The organism is Azospirillum palustre (genome assembly GCF_002573965.1).
GTDB classification, from domain to species: domain Bacteria; phylum Pseudomonadota; class Alphaproteobacteria; order Azospirillales; family Azospirillaceae; genus Azospirillum; species Azospirillum palustre.
The window spans coordinates 664,851-682,650 of the sequence record NZ_PDKW01000043.1 but is presented as its reverse complement, the minus strand read 5'-3'; the positions used below and the strand labels follow the sequence as shown (position 1 = coordinate 682,650).

Annotated in this window: 16 protein-coding genes and 2 tRNA genes; 10 read left to right on the top strand and 8 right to left on the bottom strand. The window is 66.4% G+C overall.

Annotation, left to right across the window (positions count from 1 at the left end):
* Positions 1-4: 4 nt before the first annotated feature.
* The 3 genes from CRT60_RS25600 to CRT60_RS25590 all read left to right on the top strand — a co-directional run bounded on the left by CRT60_RS25600 (position 5) and on the right by CRT60_RS25590 (position 3,349).
* Positions 5-934 (top strand): LysR family transcriptional regulator ArgP, encoded by a 930-nt coding sequence (locus CRT60_RS25600; RefSeq protein ID WP_098739352.1) that lies wholly within the window; start codon positions 5-7, stop codon positions 932-934.
* Between the two features lie 60 nt (positions 935-994).
* Complete coding sequence (locus tag CRT60_RS25595; RefSeq protein WP_098739351.1) at positions 995-2,821, top strand: M3 family oligoendopeptidase; 1,827 nt, start codon at positions 995-997, stop codon at positions 2,819-2,821.
* A 105-nt stretch (positions 2,822-2,926) separates the two neighbouring features.
* Complete coding sequence (locus CRT60_RS25590; protein ID WP_098741029.1) at positions 2,927-3,349, top strand: bacteriohemerythrin; 423 nt, start codon at positions 2,927-2,929, stop codon at positions 3,347-3,349.
* A gap of 100 nt (positions 3,350-3,449) precedes the next feature.
* Here the strand turns inward: CRT60_RS25590 and CRT60_RS25585 are convergent.
* Positions 3,450-3,525: transfer RNA gene (locus CRT60_RS25585), tRNA-Lys, on the bottom strand.
* 23 nt (positions 3,526-3,548) lie between these two features.
* A tRNA-Lys gene (locus CRT60_RS25580) sits at positions 3,549-3,624 on the bottom strand.
* Between the two features lie 240 nt (positions 3,625-3,864).
* On the opposite strand from CRT60_RS25580, the gene CRT60_RS25575 reads away from it, so the two are divergent.
* Positions 3,865-5,394: a methyltransferase regulatory domain-containing protein gene (locus CRT60_RS25575; RefSeq protein ID WP_098739350.1), complete on the top strand. Its 1,530-nt coding sequence runs from the start codon at positions 3,865-3,867 to the stop codon at positions 5,392-5,394.
* A gap of 42 nt (positions 5,395-5,436) precedes the next feature.
* On the opposite strand, the gene hisE is transcribed toward CRT60_RS25575, so the two are convergent.
* Both hisE and phoU read right to left on the bottom strand, forming a co-directional pair.
* Positions 5,437-5,763, bottom strand: coding sequence for a phosphoribosyl-ATP diphosphatase (gene hisE / locus CRT60_RS25570; RefSeq protein WP_098739349.1), 327 nt, complete (start codon positions 5,761-5,763; stop codon positions 5,437-5,439).
* A gap of 135 nt (positions 5,764-5,898) precedes the next feature.
* Positions 5,899-6,606, bottom strand: a complete 708-nt coding sequence (gene phoU, locus CRT60_RS25565; RefSeq protein WP_098739348.1) for a phosphate signaling complex protein PhoU — start codon at positions 6,604-6,606, stop codon at positions 5,899-5,901.
* Positions 6,607-6,806: 200 nt separating this feature from the next.
* Between phoU and CRT60_RS25560 the strand changes: the two genes are divergently transcribed.
* From CRT60_RS25560 to mrdA, 5 genes are all read left to right on the top strand, one after another.
* The gene (locus tag CRT60_RS25560) at positions 6,807-7,358 is read left to right on the top strand and encodes a TIGR00645 family protein (RefSeq protein ID WP_098739347.1); all 552 of its coding nucleotides are present in this window, start codon (positions 6,807-6,809) and stop codon (positions 7,356-7,358) included.
* A 364-nt stretch (positions 7,359-7,722) separates the two neighbouring features.
* Positions 7,723-8,763 (top strand): rod shape-determining protein, encoded by a 1,041-nt coding sequence (locus tag CRT60_RS25550; protein ID WP_012974729.1) that lies wholly within the window; start codon positions 7,723-7,725, stop codon positions 8,761-8,763.
* 93 nt (positions 8,764-8,856) lie between these two features.
* Complete coding sequence (gene mreC / locus CRT60_RS25545; RefSeq protein ID WP_098739345.1) at positions 8,857-9,726, top strand: rod shape-determining protein MreC; 870 nt, start codon at positions 8,857-8,859, stop codon at positions 9,724-9,726.
* A 71-nt stretch (positions 9,727-9,797) separates the two neighbouring features.
* Positions 9,798-10,310 carry a rod shape-determining protein MreD gene (gene mreD / locus CRT60_RS25540; RefSeq protein ID WP_098739344.1) on the top strand — a complete coding sequence of 171 codons (513 nt, stop codon included), beginning with the start codon at positions 9,798-9,800 and terminating at the stop codon, positions 10,308-10,310.
* 16 nt (positions 10,311-10,326) lie between these two features.
* Positions 10,327-12,213, top strand: coding sequence for a penicillin-binding protein 2 (gene mrdA / locus CRT60_RS25535; protein ID WP_098739343.1), 1,887 nt, complete (start codon positions 10,327-10,329; stop codon positions 12,211-12,213).
* 13 nt (positions 12,214-12,226) lie between these two features.
* Here mrdA and CRT60_RS25530 read toward each other — a convergent pair whose 3' ends face one another.
* Positions 12,227-13,147 (bottom strand): DMT family transporter, encoded by a 921-nt coding sequence (locus CRT60_RS25530; protein WP_098739342.1) that lies wholly within the window; start codon positions 13,145-13,147, stop codon positions 12,227-12,229.
* Positions 13,148-13,272: 125 nt separating this feature from the next.
* On the opposite strand from CRT60_RS25530, the gene CRT60_RS25525 reads away from it, so the two are divergent.
* The gene (locus tag CRT60_RS25525; protein WP_244592755.1) at positions 13,273-14,004 is read left to right on the top strand and encodes an ArsR/SmtB family transcription factor; all 732 of its coding nucleotides are present in this window, start codon (positions 13,273-13,275) and stop codon (positions 14,002-14,004) included.
* A 56-nt stretch (positions 14,005-14,060) separates the two neighbouring features.
* Here CRT60_RS25525 and ilvC read toward each other — a convergent pair whose 3' ends face one another.
* From ilvC to CRT60_RS25510, 3 genes are all read right to left on the bottom strand, one after another.
* The gene (gene ilvC, locus CRT60_RS25520) at positions 14,061-15,080 is read right to left on the bottom strand and encodes a ketol-acid reductoisomerase (RefSeq protein WP_098739341.1); all 1,020 of its coding nucleotides are present in this window, start codon (positions 15,078-15,080) and stop codon (positions 14,061-14,063) included.
* A gap of 184 nt (positions 15,081-15,264) precedes the next feature.
* Complete coding sequence (gene ilvN, locus CRT60_RS25515) at positions 15,265-15,771, bottom strand: acetolactate synthase small subunit (protein WP_098739340.1); 507 nt, start codon at positions 15,769-15,771, stop codon at positions 15,265-15,267.
* 36 nt (positions 15,772-15,807) lie between these two features.
* Entirely contained in the window at positions 15,808-17,571 is a 1,764-nt protein-coding gene (locus tag CRT60_RS25510; RefSeq protein WP_098739339.1) for an acetolactate synthase 3 large subunit, read from the bottom strand.
* Positions 17,572-17,800 lie beyond the last annotated feature (229 nt).

The window sequence follows — 17,800 nt, the reverse complement described above, 5'->3', positions numbered from 1 at the left end:
ATCCATGCTGGACTATCCGCTGCTGGCGGCCCTGGCGGCTGTCATCCGCACCGGCAGTTTCGAGCGCGCCGCGCGGCAGTTGCACGTCACTCCCTCCGCGGTGTCGCAGCGGGTGAAGCTGCTGGAGGAGCGGCTGGGCACCGTGCTGGTGGTGCGCGGCCAGCCCTGCACCGGCACCGCCGCCGGCCAGCGCCTGTGCCAGCACGTGGAACAGGTGGCCCTGCTGGAAAACGAGCTGCGCGGCGCCCTGCCCGGCCTCAGCCCGGCGGACGGGCCGGTCACCCTGCGGATCGCGGTGAATGCCGACAGCCTCGCCACATGGTTCGTCGCGGCGATGGCGGAACTGCCCGGCTGCCTGTTCGATCTGGTGCTGGACGACCAGGACCACAGCGCCGAGTGGCTGCGCAAGGGCGAGGTGCTGGCCGCCGTAACCGCCAGCGCGGCGCCGGTCCCCGGCTGCAACAGCCATCCGCTGGGCGCGTTGCGCTACCGTGCCACCGCCAGTCCGGACTATCTGCGTCGCCATTTCCCCGATGGGGTAACGGCCGAAAGCCTCGCCACCGCACCCTGCCTGACCTTCAACCGCAAGGACCGGCTGCAGGCGCAGTGGCTGCGTCTGGTGCTGGGCGATCGCGACCCGGGGCCGGTGCCCACCCCGCCGACCCATTGGCTGCCCTCCACCCATGCCTTCGTCGACGGCGCGCTGGCCGGGCTGGGATGGGGTATGAACCCCGACCCGCTGGTCGCCGACCATCTGGCTGCCGGCCGTCTGGTCGAGCTGGTGCCCGGCCGGCCGCTCGACGTGCCGCTGCATTGGCAGCAGAGCCGCATCGCCGGCACCGCGCTGGCCGAGCTGTCGCGCGCGGTCCTGCGTTCCGGGCGGCAGGCGCTGCACCCAATCGTCGAAAGCATGGGAAGCCCGCCCGCCGCATGAGGACTTTGCCCACGCCGCGTGCGCGCTTATATGGATTCGACAAATCTCTGGAGGGATTCGATGACCAGCAGCGCCGCCATGGCCGCAAACGACACCCCCGATCTGGGTGCGCTTCCCACCTGGGACCTGAGCGACCTTTACCCCGGCACCGAGTCGCCTGAACTGAAGGCCGACCTCGACCGTATGGAACGCGAATGCAAGGCATTCCGCGAGCGCTATGCCGGCAAGCTGGTGGCGCTGAGCGGCGACGATCTGGCCGCGGCGATCCACCAGTATGAGGACATCGACGAGACGCTATCGCGCGTCATGTCGTATGCCGGGCTGGTCTACAACGGCAACATGATCGATCCGACCGTCGCCAAATTCTACCAGTCGGCGCAGGAGCGGGTGAACGACATCTCCGCCCACCTGATCTTCTTCACGCTGGAGATCAACCGGCTGGACGAGAACGATCTGGCGGCGAAGCAGAAGGCGTCGGCGCCGCTGCGCCATTACGAACCGTGGCTGCGCGACGTCCGCCTCTACCGCGACCACCAGCTGTCCGACGAGATCGAGCGGCTGCTGCACGAAAAGCATGTGGTCGGCCGCGCCGCCTGGAACCGCCTGTTCGACGAGACCATCGCCAGCCTGCGCTTCCCGATGGGCGGCCCAAATGGCGTCAGGGAGCTGACCTGTGCAGAGGCGCTGAACCGCCTGTCCGACCGCAACCCCGCCGTCCGCCGCGAGGCCGGCGAGGTGGTGGGCAAGGTGCTGGGCGAGAATGCGCGGCTGTTCGCGCTGGTCACCAACACGCTGGCCAAGGACAAGGAGATCGAGGACGAGTGGCGCAACTATCCGACGCCGACCTCCGCCCGCAACCTGTCCAACCGGGTCGAGGATGAGGTGGTCGACGCGCTGGTCTCCGCCGTCAAGGGCGCCTACCCGGACCTGTCGCACCGCTATTACACGATGAAGGCCAAGTGGTTCGGGCAGGACCATCTGGATTATTGGGACCGCAACGCCCCCCTGCCGGAGGATGCCGACCGCAGCATTCCCTGGACCGAGGCGCGCGACATCGTTCTGGGCGCCTATGGCCGCTTCTCCCCAGATCTCGCCAGCCTGGGCAAGCGCTTCTTCGACAACCCCTGGATCGACGCGCCGGTCCGTCCCGGCAAGGCGCCGGGCGCCTTCGCCCATCCGACCGTGCCCAGCGTCCACCCCTATCTGCTGGTCAACTACCAGGGCAAGACGCGCGACGTGATGACGCTGGCCCATGAGCTGGGGCATGGCGTCCACCAGATCCTGGCCGGCAAACAGGGCCATTTCCTGTCCGATACCCCGCTGACGCTGGCGGAAACCGCGTCGGTGTTCGGCGAGATGCTGACCTTCCGCGCCCTGCTGGCGGCGGAGACCGACCCGAAGCGCCGCCGCATCATGCTGGCCGGCAAGGTCGAGGATATGCTGAACACGGTGGTCCGACAGATCGCCTTCTTCGACTTCGAACGCCGCGTCCACACCGAACGGCGCGAGGGGGAACTGACCTCGGACCGCATCGGCGAGATCTGGATGGCGGTGCAGACCGAAAGCCTGGGTCCGGCGCTGCGCTTCGACGAGGGCTACCGCCATTTCTGGTCCTACATCCCCCACTTCATCCACTCGCCCTTCTATGTCTACGCCTACGCCTTCGGCGACTGCCTGGTGAACTCGCTCTACGCCGTCTATCAGGACGCCGAGCAGGGCTTCGCCGAGAAGTATCTGGCCATGCTGTCGGCCGGCGGCACACTGCGTCACAAGGAGTTGCTGGCCCCGTTCGGCCTCGATGCCTCCGACCCGGCCTTCTGGCAGAAGGGCCTCGGCGTCATCCGCGGCTTCATCGACGAACTGGAGGCGAGCGAGGCGAAGGCCTGACGATCCGGGTGGCTTGACCACCGTCAAGAGACCATGACGGCTGTGCGGGTATGGTGGCCTTCGGAGCGTCGTCTCCGAAGGCCATCTTTTTTGGAAGCGAACATCATGCTTGCGACCACCACACCCGCTGCCACCGCCACACCTGCGGCCGCCAGCACTGTCCCCATGCTCGGCTATGCGGTCATGGACTGCGACCACGTCGATTCGGTAGCGCTGCTGCAGGCGGCCTGCGAGGCGCCGGCCGGCGAACTCCGGGCGCCCTTCGCCGCCTTCGCCAAGCATCTGCGCGAGCATTTCGCCCGCGAAAACGCGCTGATGATCCAGCACGGCTTTTTCGCCCTGCATTGCCACAAGGAGGAGCACGCCCGCGTCCTGACCGTGGTCGCGACGATGGAGGCCGATCTGGCGGAGGGGAAAGAGAATCGTGCCCGGCTCTATGTGACCGAGCATTTCCCCGACTGGTTCCACACCCATCTGGCGACGATGGACCGGGTGACCGCGGATTTTCTGGCACAGGCGGAAGGGTGAGGATCCGGGGGAGGCATTACGGCAGCCGCCTCTCCCACACCGAACCAAACTCCGGAAATGGAAAGGGGCCGGAACCTGCTCGGTTCCAGCCCCTTATGGATGGTGGGCGCACAAGGACTCGAACCTTGGACCCGCTGATTAAGAGTCAGCTGCTCTACCAACTGAGCTATGCGCCCATCCGTAGGAAATATTCAAGAGATGGTGGGCGCACAAGGACTCGAACCTTGGACCCGCTGATTAAGAGTCAGCTGCTCTACCAACTGAGCTATGCGCCCATCTCTTGATGCGGTGAACCTGACTGATGTCTTTGCAGAAACCAGCCGACTGTTCATCGCGCCGGCCAAGCCGTTGTCCCGGCCGGTGTGGCGCGGTTTATAACGAAGGGCTTTTGACCTGTCGATAGCAAAATCACACCCCATGTGAATTTTTTGGCGCGCGCTTTTCGGTGGCCGGACTCCGCCCCCGGCGGCTACACCGGCGCTGTCGAAACGGGGCATCGCAACGGGGGATCGGGGATGGGCGGCTGGACCGAAGGCTATGTCGGCGGCATCGACTATATCCGCGCCGTCTATCGCGACTGGTCGCCGGCCATGCTCTGCTTCGCCCTGACCCTGCGCGGCCGGCGCCCGCCAGCGGCGTTGCGCTGCGGCAGCTTCACCATGGCGGAGCCCGGCTGCGGCCATGGCCTGACCAGCGCCCTGCTGGCCGGCGCCCACCCGGCGGCGCGGTTCGAGGCGATGGATTTCAACCCCTCCCACATCGCCGGTGTCCGCCGGCTGGCCGCCGATGCCGGGCTGGCCAATGCCGAGTTCCTCGAAGAGAGCTTCGCCGAGTACGCCCGGCGCGACGGGCCGATGCTGGATGCCGTCGCGCTGCACGGCGTCTGGTCCTGGGTGAGCGCCGGGAATCGGGCGATCCTGCTGGAGGTGCTGCGCCGCCGGCTGGCGCCGGGTGGCGTCGTCTTCGTCAGCTATAACGCCCTGCCCGGCACGCTGGCCCACATGCCCCTGCGCCGCCTGCTGGTGGAGCGCTGCGCCGAAGGTGATGGCCCCCTGCCCGACCGCATCGCCGCCGCGGTGGAGTTCGCGGCACGGATGGCGGCGCAGGGCGGCGGTTGGTTCGCCAACACCGACGGCGTGGTGGAGCGGATCGAACAGCTTCGCCACAAATCGCCGAACTACATCGCCCACGAATATCTGAACGGCGACTGGACCGCCTTCTACCATGCCGACGTGACGCGCGAGCTTGCGGCCGCCAAGCTGGAGTTCGCCGGTGCCGCCGTCCCGATGGAGCAGTTGGACGATCTCACCCTCTCTCCCGCCCAGCAGGCGCTGGCGGGCGAGGCGCACGACGCCGCCCAGGCCGAAACCCTGCGCGACGTGATGACCAACCGCAGCTTCCGCCGCGACCTGTTCGTGAAGGGCGGCGAGCGCCTGGGCCGGGCCGAGCGGCGCGCCCTGCTGGGGCAGACCCGTTTCGCGCTTCTGGTCGCCGCCGACGACCTGCCGGAAAGCGCCTCCACCCCCGTCGGCCGCCTGTCCTTCTCCCGGGCGCTTTACCAGCCGCTGGGCGAGGCGCTGGCGGAAGGACCGCAAAGCCTGGACGCACTGCTCGCCCGCCCGGCTCTGGAGAAACAGGGAGAGGAGGCGGTGCTGCGGGCGCTGATCCTGCTGACCAGCCTGTCGCTGGCGGCACCGGCAATGCCCGAGGACGGCGACGCCGAACGGACAGTTTCCTGTGGCCGGTTCAACGCCGCGGTTCTGGAGCGCCATCGCTTCGGCGACACGCCGGGTCAACTCGCCTCGCCGCTGCTGGGCGCTGGTGTGCCGGTGTCGCGGATCGAGACGCTGTTCCTGCTTGCCGCCCGTCTGGGCGAGGATCCCGCCGCCTTCGTTTGGCGTCACCTGTCGGCCGACGGCATCGTGCTGGGCCGCGACGGCGAACGCTGCGAGGGAGATGAGGCCAACCGCGCGGAACTGGCGCGACGGCATGCGGCCTTCATGCAGCGGCGGTTGCCGGTGCTGGACAGGCTTGGGGTGGCTTGACGGGCAGGCGGTCTGACGGCAGGGGTGCCGAATACGAGGCCCTCAGCGCTCCGGCGCCGTCTTCGGCAGCTTCTCGGCGATCCCGTAGAGCGCCTCGCGCCGGCGGATCTCTGCGAACACGTCGTCGGGATGGATGTTCAGCGTCGCCCACAGGACCGAAAGATTGTAGAGCAGGTCGGCGCTTTCGTTGATGACGCCCTGTCGGTCCTCGTTCATGGCGTCCAGAGCCACTTCGACCGCCTCCTCGCCCACTTTCTTGGCGATCTTCTTCGGCCCGGCGGCGATCAGCCGCGCAGTCTTGGAATGCGCCGGGTCCATCTGCTGGCGGTCGAGGATGGCGGCATAGAGGCGGAGCAGGTCGTCGGTCATCAGGCGGGTATTGTCTCGTGTGCGGACGACGGAAGCATCGTTCTGCTAACGTGATCACTCCGCAACGGAATTACCATCCCCCATAGGCGCGGTGGAGCGCCGCACAACGGCCTTATGCCATGCGGCGCACCGCCGTCAGCCCACCGGATCGTAGGAATGATCGGCCTTGGGACGCTCTTCGAGCAGGGTCTGGCCGGTGCTGACGAAATAGACGACCTCGGCGATGTTGGTGGCGTGGTCGCCGATGCGCTCAAGGTTCTTGGCGATCATCATCAGGTGCATGTGCGCCGTGAACTGGTCCTGAGCCGCCAGGGCCGACCGTTCCACTTCCGCAACGAGGCTGGTGTAGAGCGCATCTACCTCATCGTCGGTGCGCCAGATCCGCAGGGCGGCCTCGCCGTCATTGTCGACATAGGCGTCGATCACCGCGCTGAGCCGTTCGCGCACCAGCCGGCCGAGCTGCGGCAGACCCGCCATCGATCCGGAGTCGGGCAGGCTGAAGATGGCAACGGCGCGCTTGGCGGTGTTGGCGGCATGGTCGCCGATGCGCTCAAGGTTGCCGGCGATCTTCAAGGCCGCGATCACCTCGCGCAGATCGTCGGCGACCGGCTGGCGCAGGGCCAGCAGGCGCATGCAGTGAGCTTCGATGTCGTGTTCGAAGGAGTCGAGTCGGGCATCCGACTCCACGATCTCCCGCGCAAGCTCGGGGTTGCGCTGGGCCAGGCAGATCAGAGCCTGGTCGATCTGCGTCTCCGCAGCGCCGGCCATCTGCACGATGGCGGATTTCAGCCGCTTCAGCGCGTCCTCGAACGCGGACACGATGTGCGGAGCGGAGGTCTTCATGGTCGCCAAACCCTTCCCGGCGGTCTCGTTCCAAGCCGCCACCATAGCGCCGGGACGTTACGGTACGATGACAGCGCCTATGACCAATGGCGGCTCATCCGCACTTCGCGCATGCGGGAGAAACTGTCCGATTGATTTTGCGGCGCAGCATTGCGACACATGGCCCTTATCCCCCTCCCCAACGACATGCCGAACCCGCCATGATCGAACGCCGCTTTGAACAGATCATCTTCGCCAGCCGCTGGCTGCTCGCGCCCTTCTATCTCGGGCTGGTGATTTCGCTGGCCGCGCTGCTGGTGAAGTTCACGCAGGAGATCCTGCATATGATCCCGCAGGTGCTGGAGATGAGCGAAAAGGACGTGCTTCTGGGCGTGCTGACGCTCATCGACCTCTCCTTCGCCGGCAATCTTCTGCTGATGGTGATCTTCGCAGGGTATGAGAACTTCGTTTCCAAAATCGACGTCGCCAATCACGAAGACCGGCCGGACTGGATGGGCAAGGTCGATTTCGGCGGGCTGAAGCTGAAACTGATCGCCTCCATCGTCGCCATCTCGGGCATCCATCTGCTGAAAGCCTTCATGAACCTGGCGCAGACCTCGCGCGACGAGCTGATGTGGCTGGTCATCATCCACATGACCTTCGTGATTTCCGGCGTTCTGCTGGCCTGCATGGACCGGCTCGAAGGTCATCACGGCTATGCCGCCAAGCCTGCGGAGAAAGCCGGGGCGAAATCCGCGCTCGATCATCACTGATAAGTCAGGGTGTTCCTTCGTCTCGTCTGTCAAATGTCTATTGCGGCACAGCAACGACAGGGATAGACACTGCACCGTCACGCAGGCCAGCAGGGTTTTCAGCGGATCGGAACGGGCTTTGCCGCAGGGCTTGGGCCCGTTGACGGATTATTAACCCTAAACCGCCACTGTGCCCATCACCAGACGCCATGCCGCGGCGGTCGCCGGTTCGCCGGAGACCCTGTCCAAAGCAGGCATCAGGGCTGCCGGGCGCACTCTCCGCTTGAGCGTGCAGGCGCATTCGACTATGGAACCGTTGGCGGGCATGCTATGCCAGTCCGCCGGCTCGGCCGTCTCAACCGCTTTGATAGAGTTCGTCAGCTCCATGCTCTCCAAACTGCTCGGCGTGCTGTCCGCCGACATGGCGATCGATCTGGGGACGGCCAACACCCTGGTCTATGTCAAGGGCCGCGGCATCGTCCTGAACGAACCGTCCGTCGTCGCCATCGCCAACGTGCGCGGCAAAAAGCAGGTTCTCGCCGTCGGTGACGAGGCGAAGATGATGCTTGGCCGCACCCCCGGCAACATCCAGGCCATCCGGCCGCTTCGCGACGGCGTCATCGCCGATTTCGAAGTCGCGGAAGAAATGATCAAACATTTCATCCGCAAGGTTCACAACCGCCGCAGCTTCGCCAGCCCGCAGGTCATCATCTGCGTGCCGTCGGGCTCGACCGCGGTGGAACGCCGGGCGATCCAGGAATCGGCGGAGGCCGCAGGCGCCCGCCGCGTCTTCCTGATCGAGGAGCCGATGGCAGCCGCAATCGGCGCCGGGCTGCCGGTGACCGAACCGACGGGCTCGATGGTCGTCGACATCGGCGGCGGCACCACCGAGGTTGCCGTGCTGTCGCTGGGCGGCATCGTCTATTCGCGGTCGGTGCGCGTCGGCGGCGACAAGATGGACGAGGCCATCATCGGCTACATCCGCCGCAGCCACAATCTGCTGGTCGGCGAAGGCTCCGCCGAGCGGATCAAGAAGGAAATCGGCTCTGCCTGTCCGCCAGAGGACGGCGAAGGCCGCATCCTGGAGATCAAGGGCCGCGACCTGATGAACGGCGTGCCGAAGGAGCTGATCATCTCCGAGCGCCAGATTGCCGAGTCGCTGGCAGAGCCCGTCTCCGCCATCGTCGAGGCGGTGAAGGTGGCGCTGGAGCACACCGCTCCGGAACTGGCCGCCGACATCGTCGACAAGGGCATCGTGCTGACCGGCGGCGGCGCTCTGCTGGGCAACTTGGACTTCGTCCTGCGCCACGCCACCGGCCTGCCGGTGTCGATCGCGGACGATCCCCTCTCCTGCGTGGCGCTCGGCACCGGCCGCGCGCTGGAGGAGATGAAGACGCTGCGAAACGTCTTGGTCAGCGCCTACTGATTGGTGTATCCCTGGTTGGAAGGCCTCCGGTCCCCTGCCCACCCCTGGCGGTGAGGACCGGAGACGGACCGCGTATCTGGACGGGAATTTCCTGTGAAGCCACGCTCATCCGGCTCCGTCATCCGCCTTGCCGCCCCCTTGCGGGCTCTCGCGCAGCGATTCTCCTTCCTTCTGCTGGTGCTGGCCTCCATCGCGCTGATGATGGTCGGCAAGATCGAGTCCGTCTCGGTGGACAGCGCACGCGCACGCGTGACCGATGCCTTCGCCCCCATCCTGGACGCCATCTCCCGCCCCGCCGCCACGGCGGCGCGCGTGGTCGAATCCGCGGTGGAGCTTGAGAACGCCTTCGACGAGAACCAGCGGCTGAAGGCCGAGAACGCCCGGCTTCTGCAATGGAGGCAGGCCGCGCTGCGGCTGGAGGCGGAAAACAACAGCCTGCGCAGCCTGCTGCGGGTCCGTCCAGAACCGTCGGTCAACTACATCGCCGCCCGCGTCATCGCCACCCCCGGCAGCTCCTTCGTCCGCACGCTGGTGGTCACCGCCGGCAAGCGCGACGGTGTACGCAAGGGTCAGGCGGCGCTCGCCGGCGCCGGTCTGGTCGGCCGGGTGATCGAGGTCGGCGAATGGTCGTCCCGCGTGCTGCTGTTGACCGACATCAACGCCCGCATTCCGGTGATCCTGTCGAACACGCGCCAGCGCTCGATCCTTGCCGGCGACAACTCCGATCAGGCCAAGCTTCTCTATCTGCCGCCGGACTCGCCGATCCAGGTGGGCGAGCGGGTGGTGACCTCCGGCGACGGCGGCCTCTTCCCGCCCGGCCTGCCGGTGGGCGTGGTGACTGCGGTCAGCGAACGCGGCATCCGTGTCCTGCCCAGCGCCGACTTGTCGCGCGTCGAGCATCTGCGTCTGGTGGATTTCGGCCTGCCGAGCACCGATCTGGACCCGTCGCCAGATTCGAAGTGAAGTGGATGTGGAAGTGAGCTGGTTTTGGACGTGAGCCGGACGGACGGTCCGCCGACCGGGGGATTGCCGTCATGACGGCGACCTTCTGGCAGAAGGTGGACAAGACCGGGCGCAATCTGGCGCCCTTCGCCGTCACGGTGATGATGGTGCTGGTCGGGATGATCCCGCTGCCGGTCCCCGGCTATGCCGCGGTCGCACCGAACCTGACGCTGGTCTCGGTCTATTACTGGACGATCCACAGGCCTGACCTGATGCGTCCGGGGGTGGCCTTTCTCATCGGACTGCTTCAGGATTTCCTGATCGGCGGACCTCTGGGCGTCAATGCCCTGCTGCTGGTCGTCGCCCAATGGGCGGTCCTGAACCAGCGCCGGGTGTTCCTGGCCAGCACCTTCGCCCTGCTGTGGGTCGGCTTCACGCTGGTGATGGCGGGTGCCGTCCTGCTGCAATGGCTGGCTTTTTCGGTGCTCGACGCCGTCACGCTGTCGATCCTGCCGGCCCTGTTCCAGGGTCTGCTGACGGTGGCGGTGTTTCCTGCGGTGGGTTGGCTGCTGATCCGCGTCCATCGCGCGTTCCTGAACGGGTAAAGGGTCGACGGGTCTCATGAGTTCGATCGATCGCGACACCGACCGTTCCCGCCTGCTGGCGCGCCGCGCCCTGGTGCTGGGCGGTATCAAGCTGGCCGGCCTGTCCGCGCTGGTCGGTCGGCTCTATTACCTGCAGGTGGTCGAGTCGGCGCGCTACACCATGCTGGCGGAAGAGAACCGCATCAGCCTGCGGCTGATCGCCCCGTCCCGCGGCAACATCGTCGACCGCTTCGGCGTGCCGCTGGCGGTCAACCAGCAGAACTACCGCGTCGTCGTCGTGTCGGAGCGCACCCACAACATCCAGGAGACGCTCGACAAGATCTCCCGCATCGTGCCGCTGACCGATGGCGACCGCCGCCGCGTGCTGCGCGAACTGCACCGCAAGCGCCGCTTCGTTCCCGTCACCGTGCGCGAGAACCTGACCTGGGAACAGGTGGCGACGCTGGAGACCAACACCCCCGACCTGCCCGGCGTGTCGATCGAGGTGGGCGAGCTGCGCTATTACCCGCAGGCGGACTGGACCGCCCATATCCTGGGCTATGTCGGCGCCGTGTCGGAGTCGGAGCTGAGCGGCAACAGCGATCCCGTGCTTTCCCTGCCCGGCTTCCGCATCGGCAAGGCCGGCATCGAGAAATTCCATGAAAAGGTGCTGCGCGGCACCGCCGGCACCAGCCAGCTGGAGGTCAACGCGGTCGGCCGCGTCATCCGCGAGCTGTCGCGCGACGAGGGCCAATCAGGCCGCGAGGTGCAGCTGACCATCGACATGGCCCTGCAACGCTTCGTGCAGGAGCGGCTGTCGCAGGAAGTCAGCGCCTCGGCCGTGGTGATGGACGTCCACACCGGCGGCATCTATGCCCTGTGCTCGCACCCCAGCTACGACCCCAACCAGTTCACCATGGGCATCAGCGCCGAACTGTGGGAGGAGCTGCTGTCCAACCAGGCGACGCCGCTCAACAACAAGGCGGTGGTCGGGCAATATCCGCCGGGTTCGACCTTCAAGATGATGGCGGCGCTGGCGGCACTCGAATCGGGGGTGGTCAGCAACCGGCACACGGTGTTCTGCCCCGGCCATCTGGAGCTGGGCGACCACCGCTTCCACTGCTGGAAGCGCGGCGGGCACGGCACCATCGATTTCGTCGGCGCGTTGCGCCATTCCTGCGACGTGTTCTTCTACGACGTGTCGCGCCGCATCGGCATCGACCGCATCGCCGAGATGTCCAACCGGTTCGGCCTGGGCAGCCGCACCGGCATCGACCTGCCGCACGAACGCGCCGGCCTGATCCCGTCCATCGCCTGGAAGAAGGCGACGCTGGGCAAGAACTGGGACATGGGCGAGACGCTTGTCGCCTCCATCGGCCAGGGCTATGTGCTGACGACGCCGCTGCAGCTGGCGGTGATGACCTGCCGGCTGGCCAATGGCGGCTATGCGGTCAAGCCGCATCTGACCAAGCAGATCAAGACCGTCAGCGGCGAGCAGACCGCCTGGCCCAGCATCGGTGTGAAAAAGGAGAACCTCGACATCGTGCTGCGCGGCATGACCGAGGTGACCAACGCTCCCAACGGCACCGCTTTCAAGTCGCGCATCACCGAGGTCGGCTATGAGATGGCCGGCAAGACCGGCTCCGCCCAGGTCCGCCGCATCACCATGGCCGAGCGCAACAACGGCGTGAAGAAGAACGAGGATTTACCCTGGCGCGAGCGCGACCACGCGCTGTTCGTCGCCTTCGCGCCGATCCAGGCGCCGCGCTACGCCTGCGCGGTTTTCGTCGAGCATGGCGGCGGCGGCTCCACCGCGGCGGCCCCGATTGCCCGCGACATCCTGCTGGAAACCCAGAAGCGCGACCCCGGCCGCGCCGCCGTCGCCGAAACCCCGCCGACCGGCTTCGGAGAACCGCGGGGCTGAGAAGCGGATCGGATCAGGACCGGGAGCGGGCCGGGATGGTCATCGCCGCCACCCCCAGCACGACCGCGGCACAGCCGGCAAGCATGGTCGGCTCCAGCGTCTCGCCCAGCATCAGCACGCCGATTCCCACTCCGATCGGCACCCGCAGATAGGCTTGCGCGGTCGTCGGAACCGATCCGATGGTGTGGACGAGCCGGAAATAGAGGACAAAGGCCAGCGCGGTCGAGAAGACCGAAAGGCCGGCAAGCGCCAGCAGCGAGTCCGGCGACGGCGACAGGGTCCAGGGACGGTCGACCGCCAGACTGACCGGCAGCAACAGCGCCGTTCCGCACAGCAGCGACCCGGCGGCCGGCATGATCGGATCCAGTCCCTTGAAAACGCGGCCGAAAATGGCTGCTCCGGCATAGCAGACGGTGGCGAGGACGATGGCTCCTTGCGCCAGCAGATCGCGGCCGATGCCGTCGACCGCCCCCGTCCCGATGATCAGCACCGTTCCACCGAGACCGGCGAGCACGCCGGCCGCTTTGCGCCATCCCACGGCTTCGTGCCGGGTCAGCAGAAGGGTGATGAGGAAGGCGAAGATCGGCGTCGTCGCGTTGAGAATCGCTGCGGACCCGGCATCGACTGTCTGTTCGGCCCAGGCGATCAGGGTAAAGGGGAGAACGCTGTTCAAACAGGCTTGTAGGAGAAACCGCTTCCACACGGCCCCGTCCCGCGGCAGGGACAGGCCGCGCCAGCGGATGACCGCCAGCAGAATGCTCCCGGCGATCAGAGTCCGGCTGGCGATGAAGGTCAGCGGCGGGATCGTCTCGACGCCGATCCGGATGAAGCTGTAGGACGCACCCCACAAGGTCGCGAGGACCAGCAGCAAGGCAAGCTCGACACGCAGATCGGGCCGCGAAGCGCGTGCATCGGGGGTTGGAAGGCTGGTCATGATGGCTCCGTCGGTCTTGCAAGGCGGCCCACCATGACAGCCGAGCCCTTGAAAGACCGCCGCGAACGCTTCGGCCGCGGACGAAACGTCGGCGGCTGACGGAGCCGGCGAAGGGGCCTAAACTGATGGGCATGACCAACCCGCCCTTCCCCCTCGCCTCCGCCAACGGCATCGCCACCATCGCCGCGCTGATCGGCGATCCGGCACGGGCGAACATCCTCTCCGCCCTGATGGGCGGGCAGGCGCTGACCGCCGGTGAATTGTCCTGGCATGCCGGTGTCGGAGCGGCGACCACCAGCGGTCACCTTGCCAAAATGAGCGAGGCGGGATTGCTGGCGATGGAACGCCAGGGCCGGCATCGCTATTACCGGCTGGCCTCCCCCGATATCGCCCAGGCGATGGAAAGCCTGATGGCGGTGGCGGCCGCCGGCCCACGGCGGCACCGTCCGCCCGGACCGAAGGACGAGGCGCTGCGGACCGCCCGCACCTGCTACGACCATCTCGCCGGACGGCTCGGCACAAAACTGGCCGACAGGCTGAACGAGCGCGGGTTCGTGATCCTCGATGACGGCGGCGCCCTGGTGACGGACGACGGCCGCGATTTCCTGGGCAGTCTGGGCCTCGCAATTCCCGACACCGGCGGGGACCGCAGGCCTCTCTGCCGGGTCTGCCTGGATTGGAGCGAGCGGCGGCACCATCTGGCCGGGCGGCTGGGCGCGACCCTGCTGGCCTGCTCGCTGGAGCGCGGCTGGATAGCCCGCAATCCCGACAGCCGCGCCGTGACGATCACCGAGGCCGGCAGCAAGGAGTTCGCCACGATCTTCGGCATCACGCTGGAGCATCTGGCCGCCAAATAAAAAAGCGCGCCCCCGAAGGGACGCGCTTCTCATCGAACCGACAGGCTTTCGCCGGATCAGTTCTTCGACTTGTCGACCAGACGGCGCTCGGCGATCCACGGCATCATGGCGCGCAGCTTCTCGCCGACCTTCTCGATCTCGTGCTCGGCGTTGCGGCGGCGGATCGCCTTGAAGGACGGCTGGCCGGCCTTGCATTCCAGCATCCAGTCGCGAACGAAGCGGCCTTCCTGGATGTCGGTCAGGACGCGCTTCATCTCGGCCTTGGTCTCCGGCGTGATGATGCGCGGGCCGGTGCGGTAGTCACCGTATTCGGCCGTGTTGGAGATCGAGTAGCGCATGTTGGCCATGCCGCCCTCGTACATCAGGTCGACGATCAGCTTCACTTCGTGCAGGCACTCGAAGTAGGCCATCTCGGGGGCGTAGCCCGCCTCGACCAGCGTCTCGTAGCCGGCGCGGATCAGCTCGGTCAGGCCGCCGCAGAGCACGGCCTGCTCACCGAACAGGTCGGTCTCGCACTCTTCCTTGAAGGTCGTCTCGATGATGCCGGCGCGGCCGCCGCCATTGGCCGAGGCGTAGGACAGGGCGATGTCCAGCGCGTTGCCCGAGGCGTTCTGGTGAACGGCGACCAGCGACGGCACGCCGCCGCCACGCTGGTATTCGCTGCGCACGGTGTGGCCGGGGCCCTTCGGCGCAATCATGAACACGTCGAGGTCGGCGCGGGCCTCGATCAGATTGAAGTGGATGTTCAGGCCGTGCGCGAAGGCCAGGGCGGCGCCCTGCTTCATGTTCGGGGCCAGATCGTCCTTATACAGGTCGGCCTGCAGCTCGTCCGGGGTCAGAACCATCACGACATCGGCCCAGGCGGCGGCTTCGGCCGGGGTCATCACGGTGAAGCCGGCGGTCTCGGCCTTCTTGATGGTGGCCGAACCCGGGCGGAGCGCGATCCGCACGTCCTTCACGCCGCTGTCACGCAGGTTGTGGGCGTGGGCGTGGCCCTGGCTGCCGTAGCCGACGATGACGACCTTCTTGCCCTTGATCAGGTTGACGTCGGCATCACGATCGTAATAGACGCGCATGGAGATGATTCCTTGAATTCGCAACGAACGAAGACAGAGTGCGTTTCCTGCGGCGGATTACTCCATTGAGCAAAGCCGCGCGTCAAGAGAAACAATCGCTCGATGGAACGGCAAAATGCAAAGCTTCCTTGCGTTTTTGCCGCCCCAATCTTTCGCAGAATGCTGTTCTGCGGGGAAGGGCGCCTTAAAAGGCCGCCGGCCCCTTCGACATGGCGACCACGCCGGTGCGGCTGGCCTCCACGAGTCCGAGCTGGCCCATCAGACCGACGAAATCGTCGACCTGTTCGGTGGTGCCGGTCAACTCGAAGACGAAGCTGGTGAGCGTGGCGTCCACCACCTTGGCCTTGAAGATGTCGGCGAGGCGCAGCGCCTCGATCCGCTTGTCGCCGGTGCCGGCCACCTTGACCAGCGCCAGCTCGCGCTCCACCGCCGGCCCCTCGTCGGTCAGGTCATGGACGCGGTGGACCGGAACCAGCCGGCTCAACTGCGCCTTGATCTGCTCGATGATCATCCGGGTGCCGGAGGTGACGAGCGTGATGCGCGACAGGTGGTCGGCGTTGTTCACCTCGGCCACCGTCAGGCTTTCGATGTTGTAGCCGCGGCCGGAGAACAGCCCGATGACGCGGGCGAGAACGCCCGGCTCGTTGTCCACCAGCACGGCGATGGTGTGCTTTTCGATCGCGTTTTCCATGAGACCCGTCCCTCCTGTTCGTTCGTCGTCAGCCGATCAGACCAGCACCATGCCGTCTTCCGGCGTGGCGTCGGACGGGCTGTCGTCCGGACCGAACAGGATCTCGTTGTGGGCCTTGCCGCCCGGGATCATCGGGAAGCAGTTCTCCTTCGGATCGACGGCGATGTCGATGATGCAGGGACGGTCGGTGACCGCCAGCATCTTCTCGATCACCTGATCGACCTCGGCCACCGTGGTGGCGCGCAGGCCGACGCAACCCCAGGATTCCGCCAGCTTCACGAAGTCCGGCAGGGCTTCGGAGTAGCTCTGGGAATAGCGCGAGCCGTGCAGCAGTTCCTGCCACTGGCGCACCATGCCCATATACTGGTTGTTCAGGATGAAGATCTTGACCGGCGCGCGGTACTGCACGGCGGTGCCGATCTCCTGCATGTTCATCAGGAAGCTGGCCTCGCCCGACACGTCGACGACGATGGCGTCGGGGTGGGCCAGCTGGGCGCCGATGGCGGCCGGCAGGCCGTAGCCCATGGTGCCGAGCCCGCCCGAGGTCATCCAGCGGTTCGGCTGGTCGAAGGGCAGGAACTGGGCGGCCCACATCTGGTGCTGGCCGACTTCCGTCGTGATGTAGTGGTCCTTGCCGCGCAGGGCCTCGCGCAGGCGCTCCAGCGCGTACTGCGGCTTGATGACCGATTCGGTGCGGTTGTAGTTCAGGCAGTTGCGGGCACGCCAGCCCTCGATCTTGCCCCACCACTCCTTCAGCGCGGCCTTGTCCGGCGACTTGGCGCGCGCCTTCCAGATGCGCAGCATGTCTTCCAGAACGGCGCCGCAGTCACCGACAATCGGAATGTCGACCGCGACGTTCTTGTTGATCGAGCTGGGGTCGATGTCGACGTGGATCTTCTTGGAACCCGGCGAGAAGGCCGACAGCTTGCCGGTCACGCGGTCGTCGAAGCGGGCGCCGATGTTGATCATGACGTCGCATTCGTACATGGCGAGATTCGCCTCGTACGTGCCGTGCATGCCGAGCATGCCCAACCACTGGCTTTCGGACGCCGGGAAGGCGCCCAGCCCCATCAGGGTGGAGGTGATCGGGAAACCGGTGGTCTTGACGAACTGGGTCAGCAGCTTGGCCGCGAAGGGGCCGGCGTTGATCACGCCGCCGCCGGTGTAGAAGACCGGCCGCTTGGCGTTGGCGATCAGTTCAATCGCCTCTTCGATGCGGGCGATCTCCGGCTTCACCTGCGGCCGGTAGGTCTTGTGCTTGACCTCAGTCGGCGGGACGTAGGTGCCGTCGGCGAACTGCACGTCCTTCGGGATGTCGACCAGCACCGGGCCGGGACGGCCGCTGCGCGCGACATAGAAGGCCTCGTGCAGGGTGCGGGCCAGATTGTCGACGTCCTTCACCAGGTAATTATGCTTGGTGCAGGGACGGGTGATGCCGGTGGTGTCGGCTTCCTGGAAGGCATCGTTGCCGATCAGATGCGTCGGCACCTGGCCCGACAGGCAGACCAGCGGGATGCTGTCGCACAGCGCGTCCAGCAGGCCGGTCACCGCGTTGGTGGCGCCGGGACCGGAGGTCACCAGCACGCAGCCGACCTTGCCGGTCGAGCGCGCGTAGCCCTCCGCCGCATGAACCGCGGCCTGCTCGTGGCGTACAAGGACATGTTTCAGGTCGTTCTGCTGGAACAGCGCGTCGTAGATGGGAAGTACGGCGCCGCCGGGATAGCCGAAGATGATGTCAACGCCCTGATCCTTCAGGGCCTTGATGACGATCTGGGCGCCGGTCAGCTTCTGTTCGGACATCGCTCACGACCTTCTCATGTGGGCGCCTCCTCTAAGGCACCCGGTTCCTTGGACTTGTCACCGGCCGAGGCCGCTGGGCTATGCCGCCGGAACAACGGCTTAGCCCCGATGGCGAGGGCCGGGAGCGGCAAATTAGTCAAAAGCCCGGTCGCAGGTCAACCCATTTTGCGAATGTTCGCAAAGTTTTTTTGCCGCAGTTTTTCCAAATGTTGCGCATTGGCTTTGCAAC